The organism is Acinetobacter sp. OYA S30, from assembly GCF_033599315.1.
Classification (GTDB): Bacteria; Pseudomonadota; Gammaproteobacteria; order Pseudomonadales; family Moraxellaceae; genus Acinetobacter; species Acinetobacter baumannii.
Genome location: NZ_JAWVAV010000029.1, coordinates 31,756 through 47,586, shown reverse-complemented (window position 1 = coordinate 47,586; position 15,831 = coordinate 31,756). Strand labels below are relative to the sequence as shown.

At 40.1% G+C, this 15,831-nt stretch carries 12 protein-coding genes and 1 pseudogene; 4 read left to right on the top strand and 9 right to left on the bottom strand.

The annotated features are described in order from the left end of the window. Nucleotides 1-238 precede the first annotated feature (238 nt). Nucleotides 239-457, top strand: a complete 219-nt coding sequence (locus R5R67_RS13990; RefSeq protein ID WP_000058244.1) for a DUF1653 domain-containing protein — start codon at nucleotides 239-241, stop codon at nucleotides 455-457. 36 nt (nucleotides 458-493) lie between these two features. Beyond that, nucleotides 494-1,081 (top strand): O-methyltransferase, encoded by a 588-nt coding sequence (locus R5R67_RS13985; protein ID WP_001133993.1) that lies wholly within the window; start codon nucleotides 494-496, stop codon nucleotides 1,079-1,081. 65 nt (nucleotides 1,082-1,146) lie between these two features. On the opposite strand, the gene R5R67_RS13980 is transcribed toward R5R67_RS13985, so the two are convergent. Continuing rightward, nucleotides 1,147-1,362 (bottom strand): KTSC domain-containing protein, encoded by a 216-nt coding sequence (locus tag R5R67_RS13980; RefSeq protein ID WP_000024050.1) that lies wholly within the window; start codon nucleotides 1,360-1,362, stop codon nucleotides 1,147-1,149. 192 nt (nucleotides 1,363-1,554) lie between these two features. Next, nucleotides 1,555-2,118, bottom strand: a complete 564-nt coding sequence (gene ahpC / locus R5R67_RS13975) for an alkyl hydroperoxide reductase subunit C (protein ID WP_000052794.1) — start codon at nucleotides 2,116-2,118, stop codon at nucleotides 1,555-1,557. Nucleotides 2,119-2,470: 352 nt separating this feature from the next. Here ahpC and hrpA point away from each other — a divergent pair, with 352 nt between their 5' ends. Further along, nucleotides 2,471-6,328 (top strand): ATP-dependent RNA helicase HrpA, encoded by a 3,858-nt coding sequence (gene hrpA, locus R5R67_RS13970; RefSeq protein ID WP_318754908.1) that lies wholly within the window; start codon nucleotides 2,471-2,473, stop codon nucleotides 6,326-6,328. A gap of 94 nt (nucleotides 6,329-6,422) precedes the next feature. Further along, a complete protein-coding gene (locus tag R5R67_RS13965; protein WP_000512836.1) occupies nucleotides 6,423-7,529 on the top strand; it encodes a beta-ketoacyl-ACP synthase III in 1,107 nt (368 codons plus the stop codon). Between the two features lie 100 nt (nucleotides 7,530-7,629). Here the strand turns inward: R5R67_RS13965 and R5R67_RS13960 are convergent, their stop codons facing one another. The 7 genes and pseudogenes from R5R67_RS13960 to benA form a co-directional block, all read right to left on the bottom strand. Beyond that, nucleotides 7,630-8,892 carry an OprD family outer membrane porin gene (locus tag R5R67_RS13960; protein WP_009520438.1) on the bottom strand — a complete coding sequence of 421 codons (1,263 nt, stop codon included), beginning with the start codon at nucleotides 8,890-8,892 and terminating at the stop codon, nucleotides 7,630-7,632. Nucleotides 8,893-8,936: 44 nt separating this feature from the next. Then, nucleotides 8,937-10,295, bottom strand: a complete 1,359-nt coding sequence (locus tag R5R67_RS13955; protein WP_009520456.1) for an aromatic acid/H+ symport family MFS transporter — start codon at nucleotides 10,293-10,295, stop codon at nucleotides 8,937-8,939. A gap of 467 nt (nucleotides 10,296-10,762) precedes the next feature. Then, nucleotides 10,763-11,956 (bottom strand): benzoate/H(+) symporter BenE, encoded by a 1,194-nt coding sequence (gene benE, locus R5R67_RS13950; RefSeq protein WP_002048035.1) that lies wholly within the window; start codon nucleotides 11,954-11,956, stop codon nucleotides 10,763-10,765. Nucleotides 11,957-12,013: 57 nt separating this feature from the next. Continuing rightward, the gene (locus R5R67_RS13945; protein WP_009520434.1) at nucleotides 12,014-12,799 is read right to left on the bottom strand and encodes a 1,6-dihydroxycyclohexa-2,4-diene-1-carboxylate dehydrogenase; all 786 of its coding nucleotides are present in this window, start codon (nucleotides 12,797-12,799) and stop codon (nucleotides 12,014-12,016) included. A gap of 18 nt (nucleotides 12,800-12,817) precedes the next feature. Beyond that, nucleotides 12,818-13,834, bottom strand: a complete 1,017-nt coding sequence (gene benC / locus R5R67_RS13940; protein WP_009520462.1) for a benzoate 1,2-dioxygenase electron transfer component BenC — start codon at nucleotides 13,832-13,834, stop codon at nucleotides 12,818-12,820. Nucleotides 13,835-13,886: 52 nt separating this feature from the next. Then, nucleotides 13,887-14,406 (bottom strand): annotated as a pseudogene (gene benB, locus R5R67_RS13935) (benzoate 1,2-dioxygenase small subunit). Then, nucleotides 14,403-15,785, bottom strand: a complete 1,383-nt coding sequence (gene benA, locus R5R67_RS13930) for a benzoate 1,2-dioxygenase large subunit (RefSeq protein WP_009520430.1) — start codon at nucleotides 15,783-15,785, stop codon at nucleotides 14,403-14,405. The pseudogene benB and the gene benA overlap by 4 nt, the downstream one beginning before the upstream one ends. Between the last annotated feature and the right edge of the window lie 46 nt (nucleotides 15,786-15,831).

The window sequence follows — 15,831 nt, the reverse complement described above, 5'->3', positions numbered from 1 at the left end:
GAATTCTTTCAATAGATGCATAGTACGTTAAAACAATGAATAGGTAAAACAGTATGTTTTTATGAATTTAATCGTTTTTTTGAATGTTGATTTGCAACAACGCGTAAGTTAAGAAAGTACAAAAGAGCATCTTAATTTCATTTTTAGTTTTGCAGTATTTTAAAGTGAAAGTGTTTGAAAATTTATATATGTTATATGGCTGTAAAGATTTTATGTCATAACATTAAAAGGTACTTTCATGTCATTGCAACGCGGCATTTATCAGCATTATAAAGGTAATCTCTATCAAGTTTTTTCTGTAGCAAAACACAGTGAAACTGAAGAGGAATTGGTCGTTTATCAATGTTTATATGGTGATTATTCAACTTGGGTTCGACCACTTGATATGTTTACTGAAACTGTGCAAATGAGTGATGGTAGCATCGTACCGCGTTTTAAATTAATACAAAGTACTTAAATAAAATGGCTGTCATATAAAGAAGGAGTAAAATAGATGCCAAATACTATTTTCTTACAAAGAGTTGCTGATTTATATGACACCTTTAAACAGCATGACTCACAGCAATCCGATCGTTTACAACGATATCGTAATATAGAAGTAGAATCTGCCCAGTTAATTTCCCAGCTTATTCGTATGCAGCAAGCCAAGTCTATTTTGGAAATTGGCACTTCAACAGGCTATTCAACTTTGTGGCTTGCCGAAGCTGCCCAAGCGACTGGTGGGCAAGTCATTACAGTTGAAATTGATGCAAAGCGAAGTGCAGAGGCAAAACGTCATGTAGCTGAGTTAGAGCTCAGTGAGATTGTTCAATTTTGGGTAGGAGATGCAGCCGATTACTTAAAAGCAGCTCAGGAAAAATTTGATTTTATTTTGTTAGATGCTGAACGCGATGCATATGAAAATTATTGGCCAGATTTAAAACGCCTAATGAAGCCTAAAGGTGGGGTTTTAGTTGTCGATAATGTGATATCCCATGCGGCAGAAGTAAATCGATTTATAGCCTTAATTAAAAAAGATCCGGATTACATGAGTAGCATTTTGCCTGTCGGCGCAGGTTTGTGTTTAGTGGTCACAAAATAGTTATGCTGAAATAATTTTTCATATTCCAGTTGGGGCCTGTTTTCGAACAGGCCTTTTTTATAATTTTATGAGGCAATCACCAAAGAGAGTCGGGTAAAGTGCAAATTAAATTCTAAGTATTTGTGTACAAAAGCGGCTTTATCAGTTGAACGCAATAAGTTGTCATAAACAAACTCAGGAACAGGATGATAAAGATCTCCTGAGCCATCGCTATAAAAGATTTTTAAATGACGCGATGTCGCATTGTATTTCCATGAAGTGACGACCGCTGTATTCGCCATAAATGTACCCCTTTATTTCATATCAAACGTACTCAAAAATTAACCAGTTGTTTATTTGACATTACTCAATGTTTAGGTAACGGGGAAGGGCAGAATTGTAAAAGTATCAGTAGAAAATGTGATGTGCTTATTCAAAACAAAAGAACCATCCGATAAAGGATGGTTCTTTAGGTTTTTAAAATCTAAGAGAGATTAGATTTTACCAACTAGGTCGATAGATGGAGCAAGAGTTGCTTCGCCTTCTTTCCATTTAGCTGGGCAAACTTCACCTGGGTGAGAGTGTACGTATTGAGCAGCTTTTACTTTACGAAGAAGTTCAGATGCGTCACGACCGATACCGCCAGCGTTGATTTCAACGATTTGGATTTTACCTTCTGGATCGATAACGAAAGTACCACGGTCAGCTAAACCTTCAGACTCGATTAAAACGTCAAAGTTTTTAGAAAGAGTCCAAGTTGGATCGCCGATTAATGGGTATTGGATTTTCTTGATCGCGTCTGAAGTGTCGTGCCAAGCTTTGTGAGTGAAGTGAGTGTCAGTAGAAACACCGTAGATTTCCACGCCTAATTTTTGGAATTCAGCGTAGTTATCAGCTAAGTCTTCAAGCTCAGTAGGACATACGAAAGTGAAGTCAGCAGGATAGAAGAATACAACAGACCACTTACCTTTAAGGTTAGTTTCGTTCACTTCGATGAATTGGCCGTTGTGGTAAGCAGTTGCTTGGAAAGGTTTAACTTCAGTATTAATCAAGCTCATCATTGTCTCCATGATTGAGGTTTATATTTAAACTTGTTTACGAGATGTAGAATAAATAAAAATTCTTTATTGGGGAAATAGTATTTTTACATGACTAAAATCGGAAAATTGAATAAGTATGAAATTTTCGATTTTTAAGTCCCCAAATACTGTATTCGATTTGACTGCAAAAACATGTAAATCAAATGACAGTTATAGTAAAAGAAACTTGCCTAACAACATGAAGCTTACATATTAAAAATTCAAGGGTGAAATGTAAAAAAATTAAAAATATATAAAAAACCAATTGTTTTACCTTATGGTCATTAAGGCGTAAAATAGAGGATTGTTGAATTTTCAGGAAAATTTATCTGTGCTGAATGGTTTAAATATAGATCAATGGGTGATGGCGAGAGATCGTTACCGTTTAAATCGTTTACGTAAAGATAAAAAAGCCAATACTGCAGAGATTGAAAAATTATTTGAACAGTCTAATGCAAAAGTTAGACAGCGTTTTGAACGCTTGCCAAAAATCAAATTAAATCAGGATCTTCCTGTAACCCAATATGCTGACCGTTTAATAGAAGCGATTCAAAAGCATCAGGTCATTATTGTGGCAGGTGAAACAGGATCAGGGAAAACTACTCAGCTCCCCCAAATTGCAATGTTAGCAGGGCGTGGCTTGACTGGTATGATTGGTCATACCCAGCCACGTCGTTTAGCTGCACGTAGTGTGTCGCAGCGTATTGCAGAAGAAGTCGGCGAAAAACTTGGCGAGTCAATTGGTTTTAAAATCCGTTTTAATGAACAAGGTTCGCAAGATTCGATTGTCCGGTTAATGACCGACGGTATTTTGCTTGCCGAGTTAGGCAATGACCGCTTCTTGTCTAAATATGACACCATTATTATTGATGAGGCGCATGAGCGCTCACTCAATATCGATTTTATTATGGGTTATTTAAAGCAGTTACTGCCAAAACGCCCAGATTTAAAAGTCATCGTGACTTCGGCAACTTTAGATGTAAATCGTTTTAGTAACTACTTTAATAATGCACCAATTTTTGAAGTAGAAGGGCGTAGTTATCCGGTTGAAGTGCGTTATCGCCCAATTTCAGAAATGAATATTGGTGGTAGTGATGACGACGAGTTCGATGACTTTGAAGAAAACCTGCCGCGTGCAGTCGTACAAGCTGTAGAGGAATGCTTTGCTGATGCCGAAGAAAAAGGCCATCCAGAACATGCAGATATTCTGATTTTCTCAAGTACAGAGCAAGAAATTCGAGAATTGCAGGAAACCTTACAAAAGTACGGGCCGAGACATACCGAAATTTTACCTTTGTATGCACGCTTAGCCGTTTCTGAGCAACAAAAGATTTTTAGCCCAAGTGGAAAGGGCCGCCGTATTATTATTGCGACGAACGTTGCAGAAACTGCACTGACTGTTCCTAATATTCGCTACGTGATTGATAGCGGCTTTGCACGTATATCTCGTTATAACTACCGTTCACGCGTGCAACGCTTACCGATTGAGGCAATTTCACAAGCTGCAGCAAATCAACGTAAAGGGCGTTGTGGTCGTGTTGCTCCAGGTGTGTGTATTCGTTTATATAGCGAAGAAGACTTTTTAAGTCGTCCTGAGTTTACCGAGCCTGAAATTAAGCGAACCAACTTGGCATCGGTTATTTTGCAAATGCAGAGCTTAGGTTTAGGTGAGCTGGAAAACTTTGATTTCATTGAGCCGCCAGATTTCCGTCTAGTCAATGATGGTCGTAAGTTGCTGATTGAGTTAGGTGCGCTGAACGAGAAGAAAAACGAACTGACCAAAGTCGGCCAAATGATGGCACGTATGCCGATTGATCCAAGACTCGCACGTATGATTGTGGGTGGGGCTCATTTTGGTGTACTCAAAGAAATTTTGGTGGTGGTCAGTGCACTTGCAGTTCAAGACCCGCGTGAACGTCCAGCAGATAAACAAATGCAAGCTGATCAAAAGCATGCATTATTCAAAGAGGCAGATTCAGATTTTCTGTTTTATTTAAAACTTTGGGATACTTTAAATCCTAAAGGTGAAGCAGGAATGTCGGAAAACAAGCGTCGTCAATTTGCTAAGCAGCATTTCTTAAGCTGGTTACGGTTACGTGAATGGAAACAGACACACCAGCAGCTGGTTGAGCTGGCCGAAGGTTTAAAACTTAGTTTTAATGAAAAGCCTGCAAATTATGAAAACTTGCACCGTGCGTTGCTGACTGGTTTATTGTCTTTTATTGCCAATAAAACTGATGAACGTAATACCTTTATGGCAGTGCGTCAGCAGAAGGCAAAAGTTTTTCCAGCCAGCACATTGCACAAAACCAATACTGCGTGGGTGATGGCTTTTGAGATGGTGGAAACCTCTCAAGTCTATTTACGTACATTAGCAAAAATTGATCCTGAATGGATTTTGCTTGCTGCACGCGACTTATTGAAATATCACTATTTCGAACCACATTGGTCTAAAAAAGCCGGTATTGTAAATGCTTATGCACAAATTTCATTGTTTGGTTTAATTATTGAACCGAAGCGTTTGGTTAATTTTGAAAAAGTTGATCAACCTGCTGCACATGAGATTTTCTTACGTGATGCATTAACCACGGGAAATCTGGGTACAGTTCCACCATTTTTAAAACACAACTTGCTTAAACTTGAAGAAGTAGAGCGAGTTGAAGATAAATTACGTCGCCGCGATTTGGTGGTCGATGAAGAAACGATTTATCAGTTCTATGCGTCGAAAATTCCTGAAGAAATTGCGAGTCGTCGTAGTTTTGAAGACTGGCGTGCAACTGTAGAAGCAAAGAATCCACGTTATTTATATGTAGAAGATGATGCGCTTTGGCTCAATGACCGTCCGACCACGCAGCAATTCCCTGATCATTTACATAATGGTCAGTTACGCTTGGCAACTACTTATCGTTTTGACCCAAGCCATGATGAAGATGGCGCAACGGTCCAAATTCCGGTACAGGCATTGCCTCAGGTAGATGAAAATATTTGGTCGTGGGGGATTCCAGGCTGGCGTTTAGATCTCATTGAAGCATTATTGAAAGCCTTACCAAAAGATAAACGTCGTAACCTTGTACCGATTCCAGATACGGCGCGTAAGCTCATGCAAGGTATTGATGCTGTACATTTGCGACAACATATCTTTAGCTATCTGGCATTTGCTTTACGTGGTGAGCAGATTACGGAAAAAGATTTTTCATTTGAACGCATAGATCCGTATTTGGTGCCTTTTATTAAGGTGATTGATGAAAAAGGTAAATTGATCGCCAAAGGCCGTGACTTGGCTGAGTTGAAGGCTTGTTGTCGCGTAGAAACGCATCGTCCGGTGAAACAGCAAAAAGGTGAATTTAAAACTTTCCCTGAAAACTTTACCTTTGAAGCTTCACAGAAGGTGACAGGTGTTGTTGTTAAACAATATCAAGCTTTAGTGCCAACTAAAAATTTTGCCGAACTTGAGGCGAAAGATGAGTCCGGCGTGGTTATACAAACATTTAACGATCAGGCAGAGGCGATTAAACAACATCGCGAAGGTATTATTCGTCTGGTCCATATGCAACTTGGCGATTTGGTTCGTCAGTTGAAAAAGCAGATCTCGAAACCGCTTGCGTTGGCTTATTCACCATTAGGCGATAAAGCTAAACTTGAGCAAATGCTGGTATACGCGACTTTACAAATGGCAATTACGACTTTGCCAATCAATGCTAATGAATTTAATCAACTGCTAGAACAGGTCAAAAAACAATTTTTGAGCTATGGGCAGCAAGCACTTGAGCAATTAAGTGATATTTATATTCAGTGGCAACAAATCCGTCGTCAACTTTTAGTACTTGATCCGGACGTATTTGGACGCAGTATCGATGATATTGAAGACCAGTTAGATTTAATGTCACTTGGCAATTTTGTCTATTGTCAGCCAGTTGATCTTTGGCAGGAATATCCACGTTATTTAAAAGCGCTGCTATTGCGTTTAGATCGATTGCCAAATAATCTACAGCGAGATCATGCTGCTATTGACGATGTCGATCCATGGATGGACAAGGTATTTAAGTTCAAAAATGATCCAAGAATCAAAGAATTGTATTTGATGCTGGAAGAATTACGGATTTCTTTATTTTCTCAGCCGATGAAAACCAAGATGCCTATTTCGCCAACTCGACTACAAAAGTTATGGGATCGTTTGGGAATCAGTTAAAATAGATCGGGGTCTGTTTATGTTGTTTTTAGCTGGCAACGCAATTTATAAATGAAAGATTAACAGACCCTATTCATTTTTTTAGGAGTTTTACATGGGCATTCGTATCACAGGTACTGGGCTATTTCACCCAACAGAAATCATTTCTAATGAAGAACTGGCCGACAGTTTAAATGCTTATGTGGAACAATATAACCAAGAGAATGCAGAGAAAATTGCAGCAGGCGAACTAGAAGAATTACGTGGTTCAAGTGCTGAATTTATTGAAAAAGCTTCTGGTATTAAGCGTCGTTACGTGATTGAGAAATCAGGTATTCTTGATCCAACACGTTTACGTCCGCGTTTGTCTGAACGTTCAAATGATGAACTTTCAATTCAAGCAGAGTGGGGCGTTATTGCTGCAAAACAGGCAATGGAAAATGCAGGTGTAACTGCTGAAGATATTGATGTTGTGATTTTGGCTTGTTCAAACATGCAGCGTGCTTATCCGGCTGTGGCAATTGAAATCCAGTCAGCACTTGGTATTCAAGGTTATGCTTACGACATGAACGTTGCGTGTTCAGCTGCTACTTTTGGTTTGAAACAAGCGGCAGATGCAATTCGTTCAGGTGCTCGCCGTGTTTTATTAGTGAATGTTGAGATTACATCTGGTCACCTAGACTACCGTAACCGTGATTGTCACTTCATTTTTGGTGATGTGGCGACCGCTTCTATTATTGAAGAAACCACTACTAAAACTGGTTTTGAAATTTTAGATATTCATTTATTTACTCAATTTTCAAATAACATTCGCAATAACTTTGGTTTCTTAAACCGTAGCGAAGATGCAGTGGTTGACGACAAGTTATTCCGTCAAGATGGCCGCAAAGTATTTAAAGATGTTTGTCCGTTGGTGGCAAAAATCATTAATGCGCAGTTGGAAAAAATGCAGTTAACTGCAAACGATATTAAGCGTTTCTGGTTACACCAAGCCAATGCCAACATGAATGAATTAATCTTGAAATATGTGGCTGGTAAAGATGCAGATCTAAGCCGTGCACCAATTATTCTAGATGAGTTTGCCAATACTTCTTCAGCAGGTGTAATTATTGCTTTACATCGTACAGGCCACGAAGTAGATGATGGTGAATATGGCGTGATTTCATCTTTCGGTGCTGGTTATTCAGTAGGTTCGATTGTTGTACAAAAGCATGTTGCTTAAGTTACTAGATTAATTAAAAACGCTCGTAAGAGCGTTTTTTTATGGCACAAAAATAATAAAGCGAGCCAAAATTAGCCCGCTTCATTTGAATCAAAAATGATTAAAACTTTTTAGTGTAGTTTACAAACAAGCGATCTTCACCAAAGTCATTGCCATGTTTTACGTTGTAATCAATTCGAATATATTGCAGGGCAAAGCCTTTTAAGAAAGGCTGTTGAAACGTATAGTTTAAAATCACATTCGACTCGGTTTCGTGGTTTTTCTCGCCATTTGCTGCTTTAAAGTCATGACCGTAAACATATTTCACCATTGCATTTAGGCCAGGCACATAGTCTTTAAAGTCGTAGCCGTACATCACATGATAAGACCTTTCGTCTTCTTTAAAGAAGCCAGTGGCATTCCAGTTAATGAAATAGGTTTCTGGTAAAAAACCATCTGGTAATGGGTACGCCGACTCACCAATAATTTGTTGGTAGCCCAAGCCAAAGGTATGGTTTTTTACTTTAAGTGTCTCTAATACCCCAATGTTTTGCGCATCGATATCAAAAGTATGGCCATCATCTTTTGCATTGAAGTATTTAAACTTAGAGGTGAGGGCAAAATTAGGTTGTTTCCAATTATGCTCAAGTCCTACATAGTGTTTATTGTAGAGGTCTTCTAAGTTACCAAAGTAATATTCACCCTTGAGTGACGGCGTAAATTGATAACGTAGGTCAATGTAGTTCAGGCCATCGGATTCTTTAGTAATCCCATTTGCCGTAAAGGAAAACTTTTTAAAGTCCTCTTCATTGCGTGGCGACACTTTTTCAACTCGTCCAATTTCGGCATAGAGCTGATCTGAAAGTTGCGACTTAAGATTGGTTCCCCAATAAGAGGCAAGTAATTGTCGGCTGGCATCCACAGCCGTTACAGGCAGGTCTAACCAGAGTTCACCCACACTCAACAGGGTTTTGTCATAGCCCAGTTTTAAGGTCGCGCCGTATTTTAAAAAGTCGGATGCCTGAGATTGCGTTTCTTTATTAAAAGGCAAAACTGTATCCGCAACATGTTTGTCTGAACTCAAGCGCACGGCGTATTGGACAGAAGCATCAGCCCCAATCGCGATTGGCTTATCTGCTATGACTAAGGGAGTGTCATGCATTTTCGACTTATAAAATAGCGATGCGGCTTGAGACCAACTGCCAGTATCTTTGAGTGCATCATTATCAAAATTACGGTTGATATAGGCATTCTTTAGCGTGAATTTCCATTCATCTTCACTTTGTTGGGTGGTGTCTGCTGCCCATAAACTTGAGCTAGTTAATAAACCGAATAATGTGGCTATTGCTAAATTACATGGTTTAAAACGGTGTAAAAATTCCATAATCCATTTCCAAAAAGATGCGCCAGTCCTCGGCGCATTTATGTTCACTGCTGGGTAAGCGTGTTTTGAGGGTTAAAAGTTGATGGCGTTTGTGCAGCAACAGAGGCTTTTAGATTGACCATAAATATTGCAAGTGCAGCAATCACACCCGGAATTGCAATCGCCAAGAAATTCATTTGGTGAGGAAGCTCAAATGAAAGCAAAGCACCTGTTAAAACTGGTCCGATAATCGCGCCTATACGGCCAATTCCCGATGCCCAGCCCATACCAGTTGAACGAAGTGCCGTCGGATAGAACTGCGCAACGAAAGTGTAGAGTAAGATTTGTGAGCCAATTGTGGCAGCGCCGGCAATCGCAATCAGGCTATACAAAATAAATTGTGGACTATTAATACCAAGCAGAATTAAAGCTGCTGATCCCACAATAAACATAATGGTAATGACAGGTTTTAAATGGAATCTGTCTGCTAAAGCACCACCACCAATTGCACCGACCATACCGCCAATATTGAGTGCAAAGAGGAACAACATGCTTGCACCTAATGAGTAGCCCGCTTGCAGCATGAGTTTAGGTAACCAGCTTCCTAAGGCATACACCATGAGTAAGCACATAAAGAAAGCAATCCAGAACATAAACGTGCTGAAGGTACGGCCTTGTTGGAAAAGTGCACGGACAGGTGCATCTGTTGTTGTACTTTCATTTAACACCAGTTGAGTATTGGCATTGACTTGAGTTTGAGGCGCAATTTTACTCACTATATTTTTTGCCTGTTCGCTATGATTAGATTTCACTAAAAAGGCGAGAGACTCTGGTAAAAATTTCCAAATGAGTGGGAGCAGTAACAAGGGAATACCAGCAATTAAAAACATGATTTGCCAGCCCATATCTTTCACCAGCCATGCGCCGAGTAGAGCAGATGTCATGCCGCCAATTGCATAGCCACTAAACATAATTGCGACCAATGTACTGCGGATTTTTTTCGGTGCATATTCGGTCATAAGTGCCACAACGTTTGGCATGACACCGCCAATCCCAAGACCTGCAATAAAGCGCAAAATGGCAAACTCAGTTGGTCCTTTGGCAAAGGCACCTATAAAGGTAAATCCGCTAAATAAGGTGACACAAATCAGGATGGTTTTTTTACGTCCAAGTTTGTCTGAAAGTGTGCCGAAAATCATGGCACCAAACATCATGCCGAATAGTGCAGCACTGGCGAGCAGGCCTGCTTCAACAGCAGTTAACGACCATTGCTGCATTAACAGAGGAAGAGCAACCCCATAAATAACTAAATCATATCCATCAAAAATAATAATAAGTAAGCACCAGATTAAAACTTTCCAATGAAAAGATGTAAAACGGGCTTTATCAATTAACTCATTAATATTAACCTTGTTTGTGTCCATTTTCTTCACCTCCAATTTGTGGAACATCGCGTTATTTTTTAATAAACTATTTTGTTATTGGAATAGAGTCAAAAACCTAATTGATATATCTTTATGTCTTTAAGGTATTGTCTTTTTACTTGGTTAAGATATTGAAAATTATAATTTATTTTAATAATTTTGGTTGTTGCTTTTGTTGTGTTTAAAATAGGGTTGAATATTGTATTGTGAGAATTTTAAGGATTTTATAGATATCTTTTTATAGATTTTATTGCTGAGAATCATAGCTAGAAATATAGCTAAATTTATATTAGGAATTAAAGTGAAAATAAATAAAAAATATTAAAGTCAATTATTTTAAAAACTCATCTTAAAAATGAAATTTAATTTATATTAAATAAAAATTGCCAAATCAGGGATAGCGAATTATTTGTATCCTGATTTGGCGTTTGAAGCTTTATTTTAGTGGTGGGCACTTAGATAAAAATTTAATTTGTGGCTGGAGTTGAGCGTGGGGTAAGAATGAAATGGGCGATTACACCAATACAAATACCCCAGAAAACTGAGCTTAATCCAAGAAAATGCATACCTGATGCGCTAGCTAAAAAGGTAATAAGTGCAGCATCACGTTGACCATCATTTTTCATGGCAACAGAAATATTGGTAGCAATTGCACCAAGCAAAGCTAAACCTGCCAGTGCTGCCACCAACTCTTTAGGAAGTAAGCTAAATAGCATGACAATACTGCCAGCAAATAAGCCTCCTAAAATATAAAAAATTCCGTTGGCAATCCCTGCAATATATCGTTTTTCTTTAAGTTCATGTGCATCTTTACCCATACATAAAGCCGCGGTAATCGAGGCAAGTACAATGGTAATACCACCGACACAGGCAACGGCTAACGAGGCAATACTGGTGGCCGTAATAATAGGTTTGGCTGGCGTGTCATAACCGCTAAGTTTCATAATCGCCATACCCGGTAAAAATTGGCCAGTTAGACTGACTAAAATAAGAGGAACGGCGAGGTTGAGTGTTGAGTTCCAAGTCCATTCCGGGCTAATCCACTGGGGGATTGCTAAATTAAAACTCACATCAACCGGATTCATTTTGCCTAAAATGAGGCTTAATAAAACTCCGGCAGCTAACACCCAAATCATGGTGTAGCGAGGCATTAAACGTTTGGCAACTAAAAAGACAATGAGCATACTAAAGACAATCAAAGGCATGCTATCAGATGCGGTAAATAGGCTAATACCAAACTGAAAAAGAATACCTGCCATCATGCCCGCAGCAACATCTTGTGGAATCCACTTCAGTAATTTGTCGAAATAACCTGTAATGCCAATTAAGAAAATAACGATGGCAGAAGTAATATAGGCGGCTACTGCTTCATTCAATGAGATGTTTGGAAATAGGGTAACTAACAGGGCAGTACCCGGTGCAGACCACGCGGTAATCACAGGAGTCTTATATTTAATCGAAAGATAAATACCTGAAACGGCAGCGCCAATTGAAATTCCCCAAATCCATGACACCATCATATCTGTGGACACATGGGCACGCTGAGCAGCTTGGAAAAAAATAATCAGTGGGCCTGAGTAAGAAATTAAAACTGCAAGAAAGCCCGCAACTGTTGCTGATATGGACCAGTCATTTTTTAATGTCTTGAACAGGGTTGCCATGTCTGATTGCCTCCATGCAAATCATGTTATTTATCCAAATATATAAAAAGATCAGGGTTAACCCTGATCTCCACCTCCGACCGGAATGACCGATCCCGTCATATACGATGCTTCGTCTGATGCAAGAAATAAAATTGCATTGACTTGTTCTTGAATTGTGCCATAACGACCCATAAATGTTCGATCTTTTGTTTGATCAACTACTTGTTGCATCCAGTCTTTTTCATTTTGACTTAACGGGTTGGCATTGCGTGGTACTTTGCGAGGTGGCGCTTCGGTTCCACCAGTCGCAACAGCATTAACTCGAATCCCGTCTTTAGCATGTTCAAAAGCAAGAGACGCTGTTAGGGCATTTACCCCACCTTTAGATGCGGAGTAGGGAATACGATTAATACCACGGGTGGCAATTGAAGAAACATTTACAATCACACCCGCTTGTTGCTTAATCATGGCAGGCAACACAGCGCGGCAGCACCATAACGTTGGAAACAATGAACGATTTACTTCCTTAATGATCTCTTCTTCGGAAAACTCTTCAAAAGGTTTCATCCAGATCGCGCCACCTACGTTATTAATCAGGATATCTACCCGACCATAATGTTCGATGGCTTTTGCAACAACCGCTTGTGCACCTGCATAGGTTTCTAGGTCAGCATTAACCGTGACAGCATCACCACCTGTACGCTGAATTTCTGTGAGTACCTCTTCAACATATTTAGAGCGGTCAGCCATGACGACTTGTCCACCTTCATCCGCGACTTGCAATGCCACGCCGCGGCCAATACCTTGGGCACTACCCGTAACAATCACAACTTTATCGGTAAATCTTTGACGGTTTGACATAGATAATTTCTCCACCTGTTAATTCGCAGAGAATTTTTCAAACAAGAAATTAGCAGGTTTGATATTTTCAGTTTCTAACCAGCCACGTACAGCTTCTACCATCGGTACTGGGCCACATAGATAAACATCGACGTCACCGCCATTTAACCATTCACATTCAATATGACCAGTCACATAGCCTTTGCGTTCATGGTTGCTCTCAGGGCTTGCAACTACAGTTCGATATTCAAACCATGGGAATTTCGCCTGCAACTCATTGAGTTTTTCTAAAGCAACCAAATCAAAGTCATTCGTGACACCAAAGACTAAGCGAACTGGCTGTTCTGATCCTTTTTCTTCAAGCACTTGTAACATCGACATAAATGGGGCAATGCCAGTACCGCCTGCCAGCATAAGCACTGGACGTACTACATTACGTAAGTAGAAGCTACCGAATGGACCGGTAAAAGTCATTTTGTCGCCAGTTTTTGCATTCTTACTTAAGAATTCACTCATTTTGCCATTTGGTACGTTACGTACCACAAAGCCCGTTAAACGATTACCCGGTTTTGAGCTAAATGAATATGAACGTGTTTCGCCAGTTTCTGGAATTGCAACATTCACATACTGACCTGCAAGGAAATGAATATCCGGTTGGCCATCATCAAGTTGAATATCAAATGTGATGGTTGAGTCTGATAAGTTTTCAACGCGGGCTAAAGTACCTTGGAAGCTATGAATTTCTGTTTTGCAAACATCTGAAGATGCTTGAATCTGAAATACGGCGTCTGAAGTTGGTCGACATTGGCAAGCAAGAATATAGCCTTGCTCAGCTTCTTCTGGTGTTAATGCATCTTCAATATAGCTTTCTTCTGGCATGTCATAATGACCTGACTCGCAAAATGCGCGGCAAGTTCCACATGCACCATCACGGCAATCCAAAGGAATATTAATTTTTTGGCGATAGGCTGCGTCAGATAGGGTTTCGCCTTGAGCTACGTTAATAAAACGTGTAACACCATCTTCAAATTGAAGTGCAACATTGTGGTTTGACATGGCATGTATCCTACAAAATATTTGAAACTTTTACCCTCAGCCAACAGTCCGTTTAGCTGAGGGGGTATGTCTTAGAGGTGATAAATATCAATGACTTGATTGATGTAGTCATTTTTCAAAACGACATACTTGCTCAAGATTTTTGGTTGATCACCTGAAAAATCGATCACATAACGTGACATACCGAAATAGCTGTAATTTGTCTTGTAACGGAAACTCAAGGTATTCCAGTTAAAGCGAACAGTAACTTTATCTCCATCGCGATCGAGAACTTCAACGTTGGCAATATTGTGGCTTGTGCGTGTGTCTGGCATGGTTGCAGATGAGCGTTCGGTTTTAATACGGAACACTCGATCTTCTAAACCTTGACGGTCTGGATAATAAATAAGTGAAATTTCAGATTGCGGATCTTCAGTTAATCTATCGTCGTCATCCCAAGCTGGCATCCAGAAAGAAGCTTCTGGCGCATAGCATTCAAGCCAGTCATCCCATTGTTCATCATCTAAAAAGCGAGCTTCACGATAAAGAAACTGAGCAATATTTTCTAAAGTTGCTTTGTCTTGAGTACTCATGCTGTTTCTCCCTGATCAGCAATTTCTTTCTCTGATGCAATCGCGTGTTTCATGGTCTTTAACCAATATTGATGCTGGGCCAGATACAGGCCTTCATCTTCAGTTTTGATACCACTTAACATTGGTTTTAAACCAATCTCGTTTGCTGCATCGTCCGGTCCATAAATCCAGTGTTTTGAACCACGGCACATGTCATTCCATTCAAGGGCAATACCTGCGTAGCCTGCCTGACAAGCGCGGAACTCTTCTAAATCGTCTGGTGTTGCCATGCCTGAAGCATTAAAGAAATCCTCATATTGACGGATACGGCGTGCACGAGCTTCAGGTGCTTCACCTTTAGGCGCGATACAGTAAATGGTGACTTCGGTTCGATTGACCGAAAGTGGACGAAGTACACGAATTTGTGAACCGAATTGATCCATCAAATAAACGTTTGGGTACAGACAAAGATTACGTGAACGCTCAATCATCCATTTCGACATCGCTTCACCGTATTTTTCGGTGTATTCGTCTGCTTTTGGGAAGTTAGGACGGTCTTCTGGGTTTGCCCATTGTGTCCACAGCAACATGTGACCATTTTCGAAGCCATACGAGCCACCGCCTTGTTTACCCCAAGAACCTGCACTCATGGCACGAATGTTATCGGCAGCTTGAGTTTCTTTACGGTGCTGAGTCGTTGCTGCGTAATTCCAGTGAACAGCAGAAACGTGATAACCATCGGCACCATTTTCAGCAGTGAGTTTCCAGTTGCCTTCGTAGGTATAGGTAGATGAACCACGTAAAACTTCTAAACCATGTTCAGACTGGTCAACAATCATATCGATGATTTTGGTGGTTTCACCCAAAAATTCTTCAAGCGAAGGAACATCGGAATTTAAGCTACCAAATAAGAAGCCTTTGTAGCTCTCAAAACGAGCTACCTTTTTAAGGTCGTGTGAGCCGTCTTGGTTAAAGCAGTCAGAGTAACCTGCGTCAGTTGGGTCTTTTACTTTGAGCAATTTACCTGAGTTATTAAAAGTCCAGCCGTGGAAAGGGCAAGTATACGTTGCTTTGTTACCACGCTTGTAACGGCAAAGTTGTGCTCCGCGGTGTGAACATGCATTGATCATGGCATTAAGTTCACCGTTACGGTTACGGGCAATGATAATCGGCTGACGACCAATATAAGTCGTGTAGTAGTCATTATTATTTGGAATTTGGCTTTCGTGTGCCAAGTAAACCCAGTTACCTTCGAAGATGTATTTCATTTCGAGGTCAAATAAGGCTTCATCAGTAAAAACTGAGCGGTGAAGTTTAAATTCACCTGTATCGATATTGTCTACAAGTAATTCATCAATACGGTCAAGATGGCTGGTATTGATTACAGGAATACGTGGCATGTCCGTTCTCCGACTTTCCAAAGGGTGGAAGTCATCAAGACCTTCG

Coding starts and splice junctions, on each gene's coding strand:
- R5R67_RS13990 (WP_000058244.1), top strand. CDS start 239: ATGTCATTGCAACGCGGCATTTATCAGCATTATAAAGGTAATCTCTAT.
- R5R67_RS13985 (WP_001133993.1), top strand. CDS start 494: ATGCCAAATACTATTTTCTTACAAAGAGTTGCTGATTTATATGACACC.
- R5R67_RS13980 (WP_000024050.1), bottom strand. CDS start 1,362: ATGGCGAATACAGCGGTCGTCACTTCATGGAAATACAATGCGACATCG.
- ahpC (WP_000052794.1), bottom strand. CDS start 2,118: ATGAGCTTGATTAATACTGAAGTTAAACCTTTCCAAGCAACTGCTTAC.
- R5R67_RS13965 (WP_000512836.1), top strand. CDS start 6,423: ATGGGCATTCGTATCACAGGTACTGGGCTATTTCACCCAACAGAAATC.
- R5R67_RS13960 (WP_009520438.1), bottom strand. CDS start 8,892: ATGGAATTTTTACACCGTTTTAAACCATGTAATTTAGCAATAGCCACA.
- R5R67_RS13955 (WP_009520456.1), bottom strand. CDS start 10,295: ATGGACACAAACAAGGTTAATATTAATGAGTTAATTGATAAAGCCCGT.
- benE (WP_002048035.1), bottom strand. CDS start 11,956: ATGGCAACCCTGTTCAAGACATTAAAAAATGACTGGTCCATATCAGCA.
- R5R67_RS13945 (WP_009520434.1), bottom strand. CDS start 12,799: ATGTCAAACCGTCAAAGATTTACCGATAAAGTTGTGATTGTTACGGGT.
- benC (WP_009520462.1), bottom strand. CDS start 13,834: ATGTCAAACCACAATGTTGCACTTCAATTTGAAGATGGTGTTACACGT.
- benA (WP_009520430.1), bottom strand. CDS start 15,785: ATGCCACGTATTCCTGTAATCAATACCAGCCATCTTGACCGTATTGAT.